Source organism: Acidovorax sp. YS12 (assembly GCA_021496925.1).
Classification (GTDB): domain Bacteria; phylum Pseudomonadota; class Gammaproteobacteria; order Burkholderiales; family Burkholderiaceae_C; genus Paenacidovorax.
The window spans coordinates 2696422-2713867 of the sequence record CP053915.1; the positions used below are offsets into that span (position 1 = coordinate 2696422).

The 17446-nt window shown below is 71.3% G+C and carries 14 protein-coding genes; 9 read left to right on the forward strand and 5 right to left on the reverse strand.

Going from position 1 to position 17446, the window contains the following annotated elements; all coding sequences use genetic code 11:
* The first annotated feature begins 76 nt into the window (after nucleotides 1-76).
* From YS110_12355 to YS110_12365, 3 genes are all read left to right on the forward strand, one after another.
* On the forward strand, nucleotides 77-835 hold the full coding sequence (locus YS110_12355; GenBank protein ID UJB65486.1) for a metallophosphoesterase family protein: 759 nt from the start codon (nucleotides 77-79) through the stop codon (nucleotides 833-835).
* Nucleotides 832-2256, forward strand: a complete 1425-nt coding sequence (locus YS110_12360; GenBank protein ID UJB65487.1) for a protein kinase — start codon at nucleotides 832-834, stop codon at nucleotides 2254-2256. Before YS110_12355 ends, YS110_12360 begins: the two co-directional genes overlap by 4 nt.
* 138 nt (nucleotides 2257-2394) lie before the next feature.
* Nucleotides 2395-2685 (forward strand): nucleotidyltransferase family protein, encoded by a 291-nt coding sequence (locus YS110_12365; GenBank protein ID UJB65488.1) that lies wholly within the window; start codon nucleotides 2395-2397, stop codon nucleotides 2683-2685.
* Between the two features lie 27 nt (nucleotides 2686-2712).
* Here YS110_12365 and YS110_12370 read toward each other — a convergent pair whose 3' ends face one another.
* Nucleotides 2713-3396 carry a response regulator transcription factor gene (locus tag YS110_12370; GenBank protein ID UJB65489.1) on the reverse strand — a complete coding sequence of 228 codons (684 nt, stop codon included), beginning with the start codon at nucleotides 3394-3396 and terminating at the stop codon, nucleotides 2713-2715.
* Between the two features lie 39 nt (nucleotides 3397-3435).
* Between YS110_12370 and YS110_12375 the strand changes: the two genes are divergently transcribed.
* The 4 genes from YS110_12375 to YS110_12390 all read left to right on the forward strand — a co-directional run bounded on the left by YS110_12375 (nucleotide 3436) and on the right by YS110_12390 (nucleotide 11323).
* The gene (locus YS110_12375; protein ID UJB65490.1) at nucleotides 3436-5406 is read left to right on the forward strand and encodes a sensor histidine kinase; all 1971 of its coding nucleotides are present in this window, start codon (nucleotides 3436-3438) and stop codon (nucleotides 5404-5406) included.
* A gap of 150 nt (nucleotides 5407-5556) precedes the next feature.
* The gene (locus tag YS110_12380; GenBank protein UJB65491.1) at nucleotides 5557-6948 is read left to right on the forward strand and encodes a fibronectin type III domain-containing protein; all 1392 of its coding nucleotides are present in this window, start codon (nucleotides 5557-5559) and stop codon (nucleotides 6946-6948) included.
* A 65-nt stretch (nucleotides 6949-7013) separates the two neighbouring features.
* Nucleotides 7014-10247, forward strand: coding sequence for a hypothetical protein (locus tag YS110_12385; protein ID UJB65492.1), 3234 nt, complete (start codon nucleotides 7014-7016; stop codon nucleotides 10245-10247).
* A 38-nt stretch (nucleotides 10248-10285) separates the two neighbouring features.
* Complete coding sequence (locus tag YS110_12390; protein UJB65493.1) at nucleotides 10286-11323, forward strand: serine/threonine protein kinase; 1038 nt, start codon at nucleotides 10286-10288, stop codon at nucleotides 11321-11323.
* A gap of 18 nt (nucleotides 11324-11341) precedes the next feature.
* Here YS110_12390 and YS110_12395 read toward each other — a convergent pair whose 3' ends face one another.
* Both YS110_12395 and xrtH read right to left on the reverse strand, forming a co-directional pair.
* On the reverse strand, nucleotides 11342-12088 hold the full coding sequence (locus tag YS110_12395; protein UJB65494.1) for a hypothetical protein: 747 nt from the start codon (nucleotides 12086-12088) through the stop codon (nucleotides 11342-11344).
* Between the two features lie 13 nt (nucleotides 12089-12101).
* Nucleotides 12102-12632: an exosortase H gene (xrtH, locus tag YS110_12400; GenBank protein ID UJB65495.1), complete on the reverse strand. Its 531-nt coding sequence runs from the start codon at nucleotides 12630-12632 to the stop codon at nucleotides 12102-12104.
* Between the two features lie 99 nt (nucleotides 12633-12731).
* On the opposite strand from xrtH, the gene YS110_12405 reads away from it, so the two are divergent.
* On the forward strand, nucleotides 12732-14300 hold the full coding sequence (locus tag YS110_12405; GenBank protein UJB65496.1) for a glycosyltransferase family 39 protein: 1569 nt from the start codon (nucleotides 12732-12734) through the stop codon (nucleotides 14298-14300).
* A 52-nt stretch (nucleotides 14301-14352) separates the two neighbouring features.
* On the opposite strand, the gene YS110_12410 is transcribed toward YS110_12405, so the two are convergent.
* A complete protein-coding gene (locus tag YS110_12410; protein ID UJB65497.1) occupies nucleotides 14353-15000 on the reverse strand; it encodes a 3'-5' exonuclease in 648 nt (215 codons plus the stop codon).
* Complete coding sequence (locus YS110_12415) at nucleotides 14997-16820, reverse strand: CBS domain-containing protein (GenBank protein UJB65498.1); 1824 nt, start codon at nucleotides 16818-16820, stop codon at nucleotides 14997-14999. The genes YS110_12410 and YS110_12415 overlap by 4 nt, the downstream gene beginning before the upstream one ends.
* Before the next feature lie 217 nt (nucleotides 16821-17037).
* On the opposite strand from YS110_12415, the gene YS110_12420 reads away from it, so the two are divergent.
* Entirely contained in the window at nucleotides 17038-17445 is a 408-nt protein-coding gene (locus YS110_12420) for a DUF2946 domain-containing protein (GenBank protein UJB65499.1), read from the forward strand.
* The last annotated feature ends 1 nt before the right edge of the window (nucleotide 17446 follow it).

Consider the following 17446-nt stretch of genomic DNA (forward strand, 5'->3'; position numbering starts at 1 on the left):
GCACCCAGGTTTTCCCTAGGTGCCGGCGCAAGATTGCGCTCAGCTTGGCGCGCCATGATGGGGGCTGGAGCCCCCCATGAAAATCGCCCTGCTGTCCGACATCCACGCCAACCGCCAGGCCCTGGACGCCTGCCTCGCACACGCCCGCGCCCAGGGCGCCCGGCAATTCGCGCTGCTCGGCGACCTGGTGGGCTACGGCGGCGAACCGGCGGCCGTGCTGGACCAGGCCATGGCCCTGGCGCAGGAGGGCGCGCTCATCGTGCAGGGCAACCATGACGCTGCCGCCGTCACCCCGCCCGCGCAGGCCGAGCAACTGGGCGAGCAGAGCGCGCAGTGGACGCACGCGCAGCTCAGCGCCGCGCAGCGCGAATTCCTCGCCAGCCGCCCGCTCACCGCGCGCCTCGGGCCCTACGCGCTGCTGGTGCACGCCAGCGCCGACCAGCCCGGGCGCTGGCACTACATCAGCGACGGCAGCGCCGCCGAGCGCAGCATGTCGGCCGCCAGCCTGCTCGACCCGTCGATCCGCTACGTCTTCAGCGGCCACGTGCACGAGCAGGCGCTGTACTTCCTCACGCCCACAGCCAAGCTCATGCGCTTCACGCCACAGCCCGGCGTGCCCGTGCCCGTGCCCATGCACCGGCAGTGGCTGGCCATCGTCGGCTCGGTGGGCCAGCCGCGCGACCACGACGCGCGCGCCATGTACGCGCTGTTCGACGAGCAGGCCTGCAGCCTCACCTTCCACCGCGTGCCCTACGACCACGCGGCTGCTGCCGCCGCCATCCGCGCCGCGCCGCTGCCCGCGTTCTTCGCCGACCGGCTGGAGGCCGGCCGATGAAGCTGCTCGACCCCGGCACCGAAGTCGATGGCTTCGTGGTGCGCGAGTGCATCCACGCCGGCGGCATGGCGCACATCTACGCCGTGGCCTACGCGCAGCAGGCGCGCGACCCCGGCTTCTCCCTGGCCATGAAGATCCCGCGCATGACGGCGGGCGACGGCGCCGAGAACATCGTCAGCTTCGAGGTCGAGCTGCAGATCCTGCCCGTGCTCAGCGGCCCGCACGTGCCGCGCTTCGTCGCCGCGGGCGATCTGCTGCGCCTGCCCTACCTGGTGATGGAATACGTACCCGGCCAGACGCTGCAGCACTGGCTCGACCAGCCCGAGCGCCCCGGCGCCACCACCGTGGCCCAGCTCGGCGCCGCCATGGCGCTGGCCGCGCACAGCCTGCACCAGCAGAACTGCTGCCACCTCGACCTCAAGCCCGGCAACGTGCTCATCCGCCCCGACGGCAGCGCCGTGCTGCTCGACTTCGGCCTGTCGTGCCACGCGCACTACCCCGACCTGCTGGCCGAGGAAATGCGCAAGGCCGTCGGCTCGCCCGCCTGGATCGCGCCCGAGCAGGTGGTGGGCGTGCGCGGCGACCTGCGCAGCGACATCTTCGCCATCGGCGTCATGCTCTACGAGCTGGCCACGGGCGAACTGCCCTTCGGCGCGCCCACCACGCAGGGCGGGCTGCGCCAGCGCCTGTGGATGACGCCCGCGCCGCCGCGCGAGCACCGCCCGGACCTGCCCGAGTGGCTGCAGGAAATCATCCTGCGCTGCCTCGAGCCCGAGGCCGCGCAGCGCTACCCCTCGGCTGCGCACCTGGCGTTCGACCTGGCCAACCCCGGCCAAGTGGCCATCACCGAGCGCGGCCGGCGCACACGCGGCCCCGGCGTGCGCGCGCACCTCAAGCGCTGGATCAAGGCCGCCGGCATGCACTACCAGCCCAGCCCGCTGCCCACCAGCCAGATCGAGGAGGCGCCCATCCTCATGGTCGCCGTGCCACACCAGGACGTGCAGGACGCCACCCTGTACTCGCTGCGCGAGGCCGTGGCGCGCTCGCTCGGCATCCGCCCCGGCGCGCGCCTGGCCTGCGTCACCGTGCTCTCGCCCTCGGCCAGCAGCGCCTCGGACGCCGAGCGCAGCGAAACCACGCTGCACCGCACCCACCTGGCGCGGCTCAAGGCCTGGGCGCAGCCCCTGCCGCTGGCTGGCCACAGCGTGAGCTACCACGTGCTGGAGGCCAGCGACGTGGGCCAGGCCCTGGTGCGCTACGCCGAAGGCAACCGTGTCGGCCTGATGATCCTGGGCGCGGCCACGCACGGGCTGCAGCTGCAGCGCTTCATCGACACCGTGCCCATCCGCGTGGCGCGCGAGGCGCCGTGCACCGTCATCCTGGTCAAGCAGCAGTTGCCGTTCGAGCAGCTCCACGCATGAAGCGAAGCACCTCGGGCCTGCACGTGCCACAGCCACCCAGGCGCAGTGGACGCAGGAGCAGGCCACCAGCGGCGGTTGATCGCCTTGCTTCTTTTCCGGCGCCTACAATGAAGCGGCCTCTGCACGAAGCCCGACAACATGCTTCTCGACCAGCTCCACGCCCGCAAGGACACCATTGCCGCACTGGGCAGCCGCTACGGTGCCCGGCGCATCCGCGTGTTCGGCTCCGTGGCGCGCGGCCAGGAGCGGCCCGACAGCGACGTGGATTTCCTCGTGGCGTTCGACCCCGGCTATGACCTGTTCGCACAGCGCCTGCCGCTGACGCGGCAGTTGGCCGATCTGCTGGGGCGCCCGGTCGATCTGGTGCCCGAGCACGAACTGAATCGCCATCTGCGCGACAGCATCCTGCAGGAAGCCGTCGAGCTATGAGCAAGAACGAGAGCTGAACCCGCTGCTTCACTCCGCCACATTGGCCGCCGCATAGAAGCAGTAGCCGCTGCCGCGCAGCGTCTTCACCGGCAGCCTCTGGCCGCTTTCTTCCAGCACCTTGCGGCGCAGGCGGCGCATCTGCGTGTCCAGGCGGCGCTGGTCGTAGTCCAGTACGTTGCCACCCAGCGCCTGCACGATCTGGCGGCGGCTCACGCTCCGGCCCTCGGCGCGCATCAGGCACTGCAGCACCAGCGCGTCCTGGTGCGACAGCGCGATGGGCGGCACGCCCGGCGGCTGCAGGCGCTGCGGCCCCAGCTCCAGCAGCCAGCGCGCCTGGCTGCTCTGCAGCCCCAGGCGGCGCGCCAGCGCGGCCAGCGTGGCCTCCAGCTCGTCGAGGTCGCAGCCCTTGCCCAGGTAGTGGTCGGCGCCGGTGGCCAATCCGTCGATGCGGTCGGCGCTAGTGTTGTGCGCGCTGAACACCACGATGCCCAGTTGCTGCCCGTCCTGGCGCAGCCGCTGGATCAGCGCCAGCCCGCTGCCGTCGGGCAGGCCGATGTCGATCACCGCCAGCCGGTGGCGTCGCGCGTCGAAGTGGCGCTCCCATTCCGCCAGGCTGGCCACGCACTGCGGCGCGTAGCCGGTCTGCTCCAGGAATTCGCCCAGCTCCGCGCGCAGCACGGGTTCGTCTTCGAGAAGGATGACTTCGATCATGGACAGGGGTGTTACGCTCGCGCCCACCTTGGAGCTTGAATGCCGGATTATCGTGCGCTGACCGCCGCCCTGGCCTTGCTGGCGGCCCTGTGGCTGGCCCTGCTGGCGCCGGCGCATGCGCAGGCGCCGCTGCGGCTGGCGCCCAATGCCCAGGTGCTGGGCACGGCGGGCCACCTGGAGCGCCTGGACGACCCCACGGGCACCCTGGACGCGGCGCAGGCCGGCGCCGCGCCCGGCTGGGCAGCGCTGCCCGGCAGCCTGAACGCGGGCTACACCAGCACCACCGTGTGGCTGCGCCTGCGCCTGGAAGCGCCGCAGCCCGGCGCGTGGATGCTGCAGGCGGGCAACGCCGTGATCGACGACATGCATGTATACGTGCAGGCGCCCGGCGGCGGCGGCTGGCGCAACGCCGGCAGCAGCGGCGAGGACATTCCCCGGCACCTGTGGCCCGTGGACTACCGCAGCCCCGTCCTGCAACTGGAGCTGGCGCAGGCGGGCGAATACACCGTGCTGGTGCGCCTGGCCACGCGCAACGCGCTCAAGACCCGGCTCGAAATCTGGCAGCGCCTGGCGTTCGACAACCACTCGCGCCGCGAGGGCCTGCTGTTCGGCCTGTACTTCGGCTTCTACCTGCTGCTGATCTGCCTGCACGCGCTGTTCTGGCACTTCACGCGCGCGCCGCTCAGCGGCCTGTTCGTGGCCTACCTCGGCACCTGCGTGTCCAACGAAGCGCTCTCGCTCGGGCTGGTGCAGCAGATCACCGGCATGAGCGGCGCCGTCAGCGACCGGCTGCTGGGCACCGGCATCGCCTGCGTCATGGCGATTGCCCTGCACCTCTCCAGCGGACAGTTGCTGCTAGCGCAGCAGTTTCCGCGCACGGCGCGCGCCCTGGCCCTGGGCAGCACCGCCGCCAGCGCACTGGCCGTGCTGGCCGTGCAGTTGGGCCACTACAGCGCGGGCACGGTGCCGATACAGATGCTGTCGCTGGCGCTCATCGGCGTCTTCACCGGCATGGCGCTGGCACTGCTGCGACGCGGCCACCGGCCCGCGCGCTTCTTCCTCATGGTGTTCGGCAGCTTCTACGCCAGCGTGCTCATCACCTACGCGCGCAACCTGGGCTGGCTGCCGGTGAATGCCTTCACCGAGAACATCTCCGCCATCGGCACCATGCTGCACATGGTGCTGCTGAGCCTGTGGATCGTGGGCGGCTACGAGCGCCAGCGCCGCGCGCGCGAACGCCAGCGCATGCAGCTCGAAGCCGAACTCGCGCAGCGCCAGCAGCGCGAGGACGAACTGCTGCACACGCTGGAGCTGGAGCGGCGCGTGCGCGAGGAGCAGCGCGACTTCGTGGCCATGGTGTCGCACGAATTCCGCACGCCGCTGGCCGTCATCACCACCAGCGCCCAGCAGCTCGGGCGCAACCTGGATGCACCGCCTGACAAGACCCTGGCGCGCAGCCGCAACATCCGCACCGCCGCCCAGCGCCTGCTGGCCCTGGTGGACGACTGCCTGGCCGACGACCGCATGGCCGAGCCCCACACCACGCCGCAGCGCGCGCCCTGCGACCTGCACGCCCTCACCGACGAACTGCGCCAGGACTTCGCGCCCGGCCGCATCGCCTGCACGCATGGCGAAGGCACCCGGCACCTCGCCACCGACGCCGCGCTGCTGCGCATCGCCCTGCGCAACCTGCTGGCCAACGCCGACCGCCACGCGCCCGAAGACGCCGTGGTGCAGCTCGACACCCGCCTGCACGGCGCGCACCTGCGCATCCAGGTCAGCCACCCCGCCGCCGCCATACCGCCCGAGGAGCAGCCCCACCTGTTCGCGCGCTACTGGCGCGGCAGCGGCGCGCAGCACCGCCCCGGCGCCGGGCTGGGGCTGTACCTGGTGCGGCGCATCGCCGAGAAGCTGGGCGGCAGCGTGGCCCTGGCCAGCGCCGGGGGCGATGCGCCGGTGTGCTTCCTGCTGGAACTGCCGGCAGCGCCGCACGCGCTTCCAAAAGCATAGCTGCTAGCGCTTTCCGGGCAAGGGTTACAGAGCGATTTTCACAAAAATCGCCCTGCACACGCTGACCCGTATCCGCTCAGATTTGCTCAGATTCGCGGGTGTTTCCGTTGGTAGCCTGTGGAGCCCAAAAACCCGGCTCACGAGATGCCCATGAAACCACTCCATTGGATTACCCGCCCGCTGGCCTGGGTCGCACTGTCACTGCCAATCACAGCCCTGTCTGCTACCTACACACTGGCCCCGCGCAGCTACGTGGAGTTCCAGGGATGCCCCGATGCCACTGCCGAACCGGGCTGCGCGGTGTACACCACGGCCATGGGCGCAGGCGGCCAGTTCACCGTGGCGGCCCCCCTCCCGTCCGGCCAGACCACCGCGGTCACGCCCACGGCCTTCACGTTCTCGGACGGGGTACGTACCTACGACGAAAACAATGCGTGGCTCAAGTTCTTTAACGTCTCTACGGATGCCTCGGGCGCCGTCACCAGCTTCTTCCTGGAAGCCAGAACCTGGCTGACCGGCGCACCGCCGCACGCGGTGGGTGACCGCCTTGCCACCCTCTACATGGACCAGACCCTGGTTTCCGCCACCAACAACGTCGTCTGCTACTTCATTCCCGTCGGCAAGACGGCACAAGCATGCACGGAGAGCATAGATTCCTGGAACAGGGTTCACAACGCCGCCGCTACCAACACGCCGGGCACGTTCACGACGATACCGGCCGTGCCTGGCGCACCCGCCAGCACCACTGCCGTGGGCGGCGACGGCGCCGTGCGCGTGGGCTGGACGCCGCCCGCGTCCGACGGCGGCTCGCCCCTCACCGGCTACGCCGCCAGCGCCTGGACGCTGGGGGACACACGCGTGGGCGGCTGCACGGCGGCGGCGGATGAGACGAGCTGCGTGATCAGCGGCCTGGACAACGGCACGCCTTATGTGCTCGAAGTGCGCGCTGTCAATGCCCAGGGCGAAGGCCCGGCGCAGGCCGCGCCCGGGCCGGTCACACCCTCCTGGATCGCCTTCCCCGCCACGGCGCCGGGCACCACCGGCACCACCAGCGTGACCATCCGCGGCGGCCAGCCTGGCTGCGCCATCACGGGCACGCCGCAGTTCAGCGGCACGGGCATCCCGCCCGGCGCGCCCGCCAACGCGGACTTCCCCGTGGGCGCCTTCAGCTTCAACGCCAGCGGCTGCAAGCAGGACACGCTCACCGTCTCCATCACCTACCCGCAACCCCTGGCGGACAACGTGCAGCTGATGAAGTTCGGTCCCAGGACCGCCCTGGCGCCCACCAGCGAGTGGTTCCCCGCGCCGGGCGCCAACATCAGCCCCAACCGCATGACGGTGACCTACACCGTGGCCGACAACGGCCCCGGCGACAGCGACTCCGCCGAGGGCGCCATCGCCGATCCGTTCGCCCCCATGGCCCTGCCACTGCCGCCGGCAACGCCCGCCAGCATTCCCACGCTGTCCGAATGGGGCCTGGCGCTGCTGTCGCTGCTGGCGGCGGCCTTCGGCCTGCGCGCGGCACGGCGCCGTCTGGTTTGAAACGATTTCTGGCCCTACCCCTTAACCAGAAAGCGTCAGCAGCTATCAAAACCATTGCAAAAGCCATGAAGTACGCACCAGCCCCCCTGCGCCGCTACGGTCTTGCCCTGGCTCTTTCCGCCACCCTGGCCGCCTGCGGCGGCGGTGATGACGGCCCGCCACCGCCACTGCCCCCGCTACCGGCCCCAGGCGCGCATCGCGTAGCGCTGCCGGGCGATGCCGACGTGGTGAACATCGAACTGGTCGACCTGCCCGACCTGGATCTGCCCGAAATCCCCCTGCAGTCCGGCGGGGCCTTTGCCGCCAGCGTGCCCGCGCAGTACCTGGACGAAGTGCTGCTGCTGCGCCTGCGCAAGCGCGACGCATCCGGCAGCGCCGCCGCGGCCGGGGCGGAAACCAGCGACGGCAGCCCCGGCACCACGCGCGCCTACCTGCTGGCCACGGGACGCGACCTGGAAGCGGGCAGCGTGGCCTTCAACCCGGTTACGGACTACATCACGCGCCAGTTGCTGGCATTCACCGACCGCCTGCCGCCCGAGCGCCTGCGCTACTACCAGGACACGCTGGCGGCAGCGCTGATCGCGCAGGACCTGACAGGCGACGGCATGGTGGACTACCGCGACGCGCTGGCCTTCGACCCCGGCAGCCGCGCGCACCTGGCACGGCTGGACTTCGACTACCAGGCCGCCGTGCAAACGCCACTGGACGGCGGCCCGAGCCTGCTGCAAACCTACGCCGCGCCGCCGGCCGGGCGGGAGGATCCGGCCGGCAACGCCACCGGACAGGCGCTCACTGCCGTGTTCGACCCGTTGGAGACGGTGCCCCTGCCCAACCCGAACGACCTGCGCGTGGCGGTGCTGGAATTCGACGCCGACTACGGCGGCAGCGTGGTCATCGACGAATTGCCGGGCATGCGGCTCGACGCCGAGAACCCGCGCCTGCTGCGCCGCGTGGAGATGGGCGATGCGCCCCCCGGTTTCACCCTGCGCGCCACGCCGCGCGCGGGCATGCGCTTCGCGCGCTGGGTGGGCTGCCCGCAAGAGCAGGCCGATGGCGCCTGCCGCGTCACCGCCGCGCAGGATGCGCGCGTGGGCGCGCAGTTCCAGCTCGACAGCGAGGCTCTCGGCCCCGGCATCGCCGGCGTGGTCAAGCTGGGCCAGTTTCCGGACGCCAGCTACACCGTGGACATGGACACGGCGGGCCTGCTGCGCGTGGGCCGGGTCACCGCGCCCGCGCTGGCGCAGCAGCTCGCCGCCGCCGTGCCGGGGCACGTGATCGCCACGCTGAACTGGCGCTACCCGCTGCGCCGCATTACTGCCGTGCAGGGCCGGGCCGCGGACGGCAGCATTGTCTTCGCCACCGCGCCGGTGGCCATCCATGAGGTGTACCAGGCCTTCTCCACGCTGGAGACGGGGCGCGCGCCCACAATCGACGACGTGCAGGCGGTGCGCCTGGATGTGGACGACGGCAGCCAGAGCAAGGCGGCCTTTCTGAAGTCGGCGCACGCGCCCGACGCCACCTCGGCCAGCGTGTGGATTCCCGGCTACGGCAAGGCACTGGAGGCGGGCGGAGGCTTCTACCTGGCGCAGAACCCCGCGGGCCGGGGCTTCGTGCTGGTGAACGCGCCGGGCGGCGGCCAGGCCGCCGAAGGCGCGCAGGCCGAACGGGCGCTGCGCGCGGCCTGCGCCGCCTCGGCCAGCGCCCCGGACTGCGCGGTGCTCAAGGAGGCCCTGCTGACGCGCCCGCTGGGCGAGATCAAGCTGGTCAAATACAAGGTGCTGACGGGCACCTTCAAGGTGACGCTGGAGGTGGACGTCACCGACTCGCACGGCTCCTTCACCTTCCTGTGGTCCACCATCGGGCCGGGGTTCGACCTCAGCGGCAACATGCGCGGCAACCTCACGGTGTCGCTGCTGGCGGAGGCATTCCTGGGCTTCCAGGGCGAGAAGGACTTCGCCAAGAGCCTGAGCACCAAGATGTGCGGCACGGGCCAGCAGATCGCGGTGAATAACCCCAAGGCCAGCTCGCCCGAGGCGCTGGCGGACAAGGTGAAGAACCCCGGCGGCGATGCGGACGCGCTGGGCCAGGCCGGCGCGGCGCTGGGCCAGGCGGCGGAGATCAACGTGTCGTTCTGCGCCGAGAACGGCCAGTCGGCCTCGACCGGCGGCCGGGGCGCCATGGACCTGATCGAGCCCGACAAGCTGCGCCTAGCGATCCAGCTCAACAACACCACGCCCGACGGGGTGGTGCTGCCGCTCAAGGTGGGCATCGGCATCACCGCCAAGGCCCAGGGCAAGCTAGGCCTGGACGCAGAGTACCGCGTGCGCCAGACCATTCCGTACGACGTGGACGTGGACCTGGGCAGCGCCTGCACCAAGGTGCTGGGCGTGACGGCCTGCACCCCGCCCGGCATAGCCGGGCTGGCGGGCCTGAAGAAGCAGCGCGCCGAGGGCAAGATGGGCTCGTACACCCACCAGAAGTGGCGCATGGGCCTGGTGGCCAATGCCGAATACGCGCCCGGCGTCGATCTCACGCTCACCTGGGGGCCGCGCGCCATCTCGGAGAGCCTGGTGACGATTGGCGCGGGCATCAGCATGCCCGTGAGCGTGGTGGGCCAGCTCACGCTGTTCCAGAATTCCAACTTTCCCGAGGACGTGGCCGCGCAGTTGCCGGGCGGCTGCAGCGAGGGCTACAGCTACGCCATCGGCCAAGCGCTGCGCGTGGGCGTGTACGGCAAGATCGTGCCCAAGATCGACGTGCCGCTGCTGGCGGGGCTGCGCTACGGCCTGGACGAGGTGACCATCTTCAGCAAGAGCCACGACTTCCCCATCAAGCCGCCCGTGCTGCACCTGCTGGGCTGGAACAGCGAGGGCGCGGACAGCGTTCACGCGGGCGAATCGTGCCGCTCGCTGGCCGAGCGCCCGGCGCGCTTCTTCCGGGAAAGCTATGCCTGGGGCCGCGGGGAGTTGAACTGGGACACGCCCAAGATCCTCTACACCCGCAACCGCAAGCTGGCGCTGCAAAGCGACGGCAACTTCGTGCTCTATGCGCTCCAGCGCACCAACGGCGGCCAGGGCGGCATCACCGGCGAAACGGCGCTGTGGTCCAGCAACACCTACGGCATGCCGGGCGCGCGCGTGGCCTTCAACGGCGCGGGCCTGCTTACGGTGCACGACCTGCGCGAGCGCCAGCGCTTCACCTCCGGCGTGCTGGGCGAACGCCTGGAACTGCGCGCCGACGGGGCGCTGGTGCTGCTGGATGGCGCCGGGCGCGTGGTCTGGCGCGCCGCAGGCACTTGATAGGCGCAGTCACGGCCCGTGGCCCGACAATCGGGAGCATGCACAACACCCCCTGCTCCCCCAGCACCCCTGGCTACGCGGGCCTCACGCCCGACGTGGTGCTCGACGCCCTGGCCAGCGCCGGCCTGTACGGCGACGGGCGCCTGATGGCGCTGGGCTCCTATGAAAACCGCGTGTACCAGGCCGTGCTGGAAGACGGCACGCGCGTGGTCGCCAAGTTCTACCGCCCGGGGCGCTGGAGCGAGGCCCAGATCCTGGAAGAACACGCCTTCGCGCAGGAGCTGGCCGCCGCCGAGGTGCCCATGGTGGCGCCGCTGCTGCTGGGCGGCCGCACGCTGCACCACCACGCGGGCTTCGCCTTCTCGGTCAGCCCCTGGCGCGGCGGGCGCACGCCGGAGCTGGAGGATTTCGAGACGCTGGAGTGGCTGGGCCGCTTTCTCGCGCGCATCCACAACGTGGGCGCGGCGCGCCCCTTCGCGCACCGGCCCGCGCTGGACCTGCGCCACTTCGGCCAGGCGCCGCGCGATACGCTGCTGGCCGGGCAGCACATTCCCCTGGACCAGCAGTCCGCCTGGCGCACCGCCTGCGACGAAGCTCTTGATTTGATAGCTGGAAGCGCTTGTTCCACGGGCGCTGAAGACCGATTTGGCTTGCAAGATGCAAACACTATCCGCCTGCACGGCGACTGCCACCCCGGCAACGTGCTGTGGACGCCCGTGGATGCGCACGGCGGCGGCCCGCATTTCGTGGACCTGGACGACGCGCGCATGGGCCCTGCCGTGCAGGACCTGTGGATGCTGCTGTCGGGCGAGCGGCGCCAGCGCACGCAGCAGCTCGCGGCGCTGCTGGACGGCTACGAGCAGCTGCGCCCGTTCGACCGGCGCGAACTGGCGCTGATCGAGCCGCTGCGCACGCTGCGCCTGATCCACTACAGCGCGTGGCTGGCGCAGCGCTGGAGCGACCCGATCTTCCCGATCAACTTCCCCTGGTTCGGCAGCAGCGCCTACTGGCAAGGCCAGGTGGACATGCTGCGCGAGCAGATCGAGGCCATGCGGGAGCCGCCGCTGGCGGCGTGAAAACGTGTTGACGGAAGCTCAGCGCCGGCGCGACGGCAGCACGGCGGCGGCGCTGGAGGAAACCTCGCCGCGCTGCGGCGCGGGCTGCGCCACCACCGGGGCCACGGCGGGCGGCGGCACCGGCGCGGCCACGGCGGGCGCGGGCGCCAGCGAGGCGCGCCAGGCGCTCACCAGCACGTCGTTGACGAAGCGCCGCTCCAGCCACAGCCAGACCAGCACGGGCGCGAGCGTGGGCACCACCAGCGCGCCGAGCTGGTAGCCGTAGATGATGGCCTCCATCTGGCCCTGCTCGACCTTGAGCACGCGCGCGTCCAGCCCCGTGGCCAGCAGCAGCTGCATCAGCAGGTACATCGCCAGGCTGAACGCCTGCGCCGGCTGCAGCAGCGCGTAGCCCGCCAGCACGCGCCATGCGCGCCCGCGCGAACGCTGCAGCACCTGCGCCGCCAGCATCAGCGCCAGGAAGATGGGCAGGCCGTAGGCATAGCGGCCCGGCTCGGCATCAAGCGTGATCTCGGCCTGGCGCCAGCCCGTCTGCGCGGTGGCGATGGCCACGGACGAATCCAGCGTCACCTGCTCGCCGGGCAGCACGTGCACCACGCGCACCCACTGCGGCGCCGCCTGCTCCAGCCCGGCCTTGGCCAGCAGCGCGGCGGGGTACGCGCTCACGCGCGCCACCTGGAGCCAGGCCAGCGTGAACAGAATCACGCCGAGGAAGGCCGTGAACGCGAAGCGCCACAGCGGTGGCAGACGGGTAAGCAAGCGCACCTTCGCCCCTCCCTCAAGCCGCCACGGCGGCCGGCGGCACGGGCGGCTCCTGCGGCGGCGCGGCCGGGGCCTTGCTGCCCGCGCGCACCCACACCAGCCAGACGACCAGCACGTCAAGCATGATCAGCGCCTGCCACAGGTACTCGTGCGCGAAGTTGAACACATCCATGTTCCACTGGCCCAGGTAGAACAGGCTGATGACGCGCACCACGTTCAGCGCCTGCACGGCGACGAAGCCCGCCACCAGCCCGACCAGCTTGTGGCGCCAGGAGGCCGGGAACGCCATGATGGCAGCAAAGAGCACGATGCAGGCCTCGATGCCGTTGCAGCCCGGCTCGATCGACACGCCAAAGCCTGTCTGCGCATTCCACAGCACCTTGCCCGCCGCCGTGGCCGTGCTGTCGAACCACGTCACCAGCCCGGCGCAGATGCGCGCCAGCAGCGCCGTCCAGGGCAGCACCAGATGCTGCTGCACCCACCCGAGCATGTTGATGCCGAACAGGGTGAGCTGCAGCGCCAGAAAGACCAGAAAGAAACGCAACATGGCGGGCATTATCCCCGGCGGCCACGCAGGGCGCCACTCACGGATGCGCACGCGGCCTGCCGCATCCCCGTACACTCTCGCACGCTTTCGACCGCCTCCATGAATTTCCCCCCGCCGCCGCGCCGGGCCGGCCCCCTGCCCATCGACCCCGACGATCCGCGCCACATGGCCTGGCTCACGCTCGGCTTCATCGCGCTGCACCTGCTGGTGTGGACGCTGCTGCCCGCGCTGAGCCACCGCGCGCCGCCGTGGGACAACATCGAGCAGTTGGTCTGGACGCAATCGCTGCAGTGGGGCTACTACAAGCACCCGCCCGCACCCACCTGGTGGATGGTTTTCTGGACCGAGCTGCTCGGGCGCCAGGTGTGGGTCACCTTCCTGGCCGCGCAGCTCAGCGTGGCGGGCATGCTGCTGTGCGTGTGGCGCATCGCCCTGATGGTGACCACGCCGCTGCGCGCCTTCGTCAGCGTGGTGCTCACGGCGCTGGTGGCCTACCACGGGCTGCGCGGCATCATGGCCAACCACAACACGCTGCAGCTGCTGCCGGTAGGGCTGCTGCTGTGGGCCCTGCTGGGCGCCGTGCGCGCGCCGCCGCACGGCGCCGCGCGCTGGTGGCTGTGGGCCGCCGCCGGGGCCGCGGGGGCGCTGTGCATGCTGTCCAAATACAGCGCGCTGGTGTGGTTCGCCGTGGCCGGGCTGTGGCTGCTGCTGGAGCCGCGCATGCGCAGCCTGCGCGCCTGGGGGCCGGTGCTGCTGGGCGCCGCCGTGTGCCTGGCGCTGCTGGGGCCGCACATCGCCTGGATGGTGCAGTCGGACTTCGCCACGCTGCGCTACGCCCAGGATTCGTTTGAAAACAGCGGCCCCGGCACCGCCGGCCTGCCCGGCTACTGGGCCGACCTGTGGTTCTTCGCCACCGCCCAGCTGGGCCGCCTGGCGCCGGCGCTGATCGCCCTGGGCGTGCTGCGCTGGTGGCTGCGCCGCGCGCCCGCCGCGCCGCAGCCCGGCCCGGATGGCGAGCGCCTGTTCGTGCGCCTGCTGGGCCTGGGCCCGCTGCTGCTGACGCTGTGCCTGGGCCTGGGCGGCATGCACCTGGCCTCCTCCTGGGCCACCACCTTCTTCGTGCTCGCGGGCCTGCTGCTGCTGCGCTGGGTGCCCGCCGTGGCGCCCGCGCGGCTGCTGGGCGCGACGCTGGCCGTGGGCCTGGCGGCCCAGCTGCTGCTGGCCGGCGGCCTGGCCCTGGGGCGCGGCGTGCTGGTGGACCAGCTGGGGCGCAACGCGCGCTCCAACTTCCCGGCGCCGGCCATGGCGCAGGCGCTGCAGCAGGTCTGGCGCCAGCACGCGCGCACGCCGCTGCGCGTGCTGGCGGGCGAGACCTGGCTGGCGGGCAACCTGTCGATCCACCTGCCGTCGCAGCCGCTGGTGTTCATTGACGCCGAGCCGCGCCACGCGCCCTGGATCGACACCGCCGCGCTGCCGCGCTGCGACCTGCTGGTGGTGGTGGACCGCAGCCCCGACGCGCCCGCGCCGAGCGCGCAGACGCTGCAGCTGCTGGCCCGCGCCGGCGCCCACGGCCAGCTCAGCGTGCCATGGACCTCCCAGCCCGGCGGGCCGCAACTGACGGTGGACTGGGGCATCGTGCCAGCCACGCAGCCGGGCTGCGCGCAGTAAAAACCATAGCTGCCAGCGCTTGCCAGATAAGGGTTAGCGCCATTTTTTATGTTTATTCGCTAGCGCACAGCCGACGCAGCTTGACGAAGGCCAGCGCCGCCATCACGGCGTCGTTGAGCGCGTCGTGCGCGTCGCGCTGCGGCAGGCCGAGGTCGCGCATCAGCGTGTCGAAGCGCAGGTCGATCTCGGGGTTCTGCTGCTGCAGCGGCGGCATGCGGTGGAATTTGTAGTCGTAGTACATCGCCGAGACCTCGATGCGCTGCTGCGGCAGCCCCATGCCCAGCAGCGGCCACACGGCGCGGTTGAGCATGGCCACGTCGAACTCCAGGTAGTAGCCCACCAGCGGGCGGCTGCCGATGAAGCGCATGAGCTGGCGCATGGCCTCGTGCAGCGGCAGGCCGCCGGCCAGGTCGCGCTCGCGCAGGCGGTGGATGCGCACGCTGTCGGCCGTCACGCCCTTTTCCGGGCGCACCAGCAGCTCCAGGCGCTCGCTGGTCAGGATGCGCTCGCCCACGATGCGCACCGCCCCGATGGAGACGATCTCGTCGCTGCGCGGGTTCAGGCCGGTGGTTTCGCAGTCCAGCGCCACCCACTCGCCCGGCGGCGGCGGCTCGAACATGAAGGCGAACTCGGGCTCGCCCAGGTGGTACAGCATCCATTGGCGGCGCAGGCGCGCCCACCATGCGGCGGCGGCGTTCATACCGCGTCCAGCCGCAGGCGGTGGTGCAGCACGGCCTTGAAGCGCTTGACGGCCGAGAGCGCGTCCTTCAGCAGGTCGCGCTCCAGCGTGCTCAGGCGCGCCGGATCGACGTTACCCGTGACCTCGCGCTTGAGCGCCAGTTCCGCCAGCCCGGCCTGCAGGCGCAGGCCCATGAGGAAGTGCAGGCCCTGCAGCAGCTCCTGGCCGAGGCCGGCGTCGAGCGTGCCGTCGGCCACCAGCGCGGTGATGCGCTCGGCCGTGCCGGTGGCCATGACGCGCCGCGCCAGCGCCAGGCTGCGCACGCCGTGCACGATGGGGAAGATGCCGGCCTTCTTCAGGTTCACCGGCCCCTCCTCGCCCAGGCCCAGCAGCCGGTTCCACCAGCCCGCCGGGTTGCCGAAGGCGTCCACGGCCATGGCGAAGCGGGCGATCAGCGCGTCGCTGTCGGTGGCCAGTTGCAGCAGGCGCTGGCGCACCTCGGCCAGCAGCGCGGCGTCGCCCGCGACGGCGTGGGCGTCGAGGAAGATGGCCAGGTGCATCAGGCTGTCGCCCTCGGGCTGCAGCAGCCAGTCGCGCACGCGCGTGCTCCATTCGCCGACCGTGCCGCGCCAGGCCGGGTTGCGCAGCATGATGCCGCCCTTGCACTCGGGGTAGCCGAAGCAGGTCAGCGCCTCGGAAAAGCGCTCGCAAATGTCCTGCAGGTCGGGCGGCGGCACGTAGCCGTCGCGCAGCATCAGGCCGTTGTCCTGGTCGGTTTTCAGCAGTTGCTCGCCGCGTCCCTCGCTGCCCATGACGAACAGGCAGCTGTTGGCCACCAGCGCGGGCGGGGCGATCATCTGCCAGGCGCGCTCGAACAGGCGCGCGTTGAGCTGCTGCACGAGCTGCGCCATCAGCGCCATGCGCGTGCCGCCGCGGTGCAGCACCGACACCAGGCGCGTGACCTGGGCGGCGGCGCGGTCGAGCATCTCCAGGTCGCGCGCCTGCTCGATCTGCACCGAGATCAGGTGCGACTGGTTGGCCACGAAGCTGAACAGGTCGAGCGCGCGCAGCAGCCCGAGCACGCGGCCCGCGCCATCGACCACCACCAGGCGGTGCACGCGCGAGCGCAGCAGCAGCGCCATGGCGTCGCCGATGGTGTCGCTGGCGCGCACGGTGACCACCGGGTACGCGGCCAGCTCGCCCACGGCCAGGGTGTGCAGCGAGCGCCCGTCGAGGATGGCGCGCTGCAGCGAGGTGGAGGTGAAGATGCCCAGGCCCTCGGGCGCGTTTGGCAGGCCTTCCACCAGCACGCTGGTGGTGCGCTCCTCGTGGAACAGGCGCGTCACCGACACGATGTCGGCCGCCGCGTGCACGCGGTGCGCCGGGCGCAGGTAGGCCTGGTCCACGCGCGCCATCAGGAGCGACTGCATCTCGTGCTGCTCGGCGCGTTGCGCCAGCGTGCTGAGCTTGTGCCCCAGGTCGGAGAACAGCAGCGCGCCGAAAGCGGCGTTGCGCGCGATCAGCTCCTGCACGGTGGCACGCGCGAGCTGGTAGGCCACCAGCTCCTCGGCCACCACGAAGCGGCTGCTGACGCGCCCGGCCACCAGGCCCCGGCCGTCGAAGCAGTCGTCCGGCCCGTAGGTGGCGAGCACTTCCTCGCCCTCGGTCTGGGTGACGTAGCCCTTGATGATGACGAACAGGTGCTCGGGCACGGCCCCCACGTCGAGCACCACGGCGCCTTCGGGGTAGTAGGCGATGTCCACGCTGGCGCGCACCAGCGCCTGTTCGTCGGGGCTCAGGCAGTCGAACGGCGAGGCGGAGAAATTGAAGGCATTGGGCATGGCGGGGTATTCAACCCCCCAGGCCTTGCTCCACGCTTGCAGCCCCGGCCCGCGACACGCCGGCCCTTGTCCACCGTCAAAATGAACACAGCGCCGCCGCATGCCCTTGCCACAGGAGTACTTCGCGGTAAGAATGCGGGCCCTTGCCTTGACGCAAGCGTGCACTCTGCTTCTGGCACTGTCCCTGGCCACCCGCTCCGCAACTCCATTCATGCGTTTGTCCCAGACCACACTGCGCACATGCACCGCCTGGCTGCTGGCGGCGCTGGTGTTTGCATGGCTGCATCCGGCGTTCGCGGCGATGGCGGTGTTGGCCCAAGGCCCCCAAAGCATGCTGGTGGAGGTCTGTACCCACCAGGGTGTGCGCTGGGTCAGCGTGGACAGCACCGAAAGCGCACAGGCGGCCGATACCGACGAGGACGGCAACGCCGCGTCGTCGCACTGCCCGCTGTGCCGCGTGCTGGGCGACCTGCCCCTGGATCTGGGACGGGACGACCTGCGCTTTGCGCCCCCGGCTTGGCTGCGCCAGCCACCACCCGACAGCCACCACCCCACCCAGGCCCTGCGGTGGGTGGTGCGCATCTCTCCCGCGCGGGCGCCGCCTGGCGCGTATTTCTTCGTCTGAA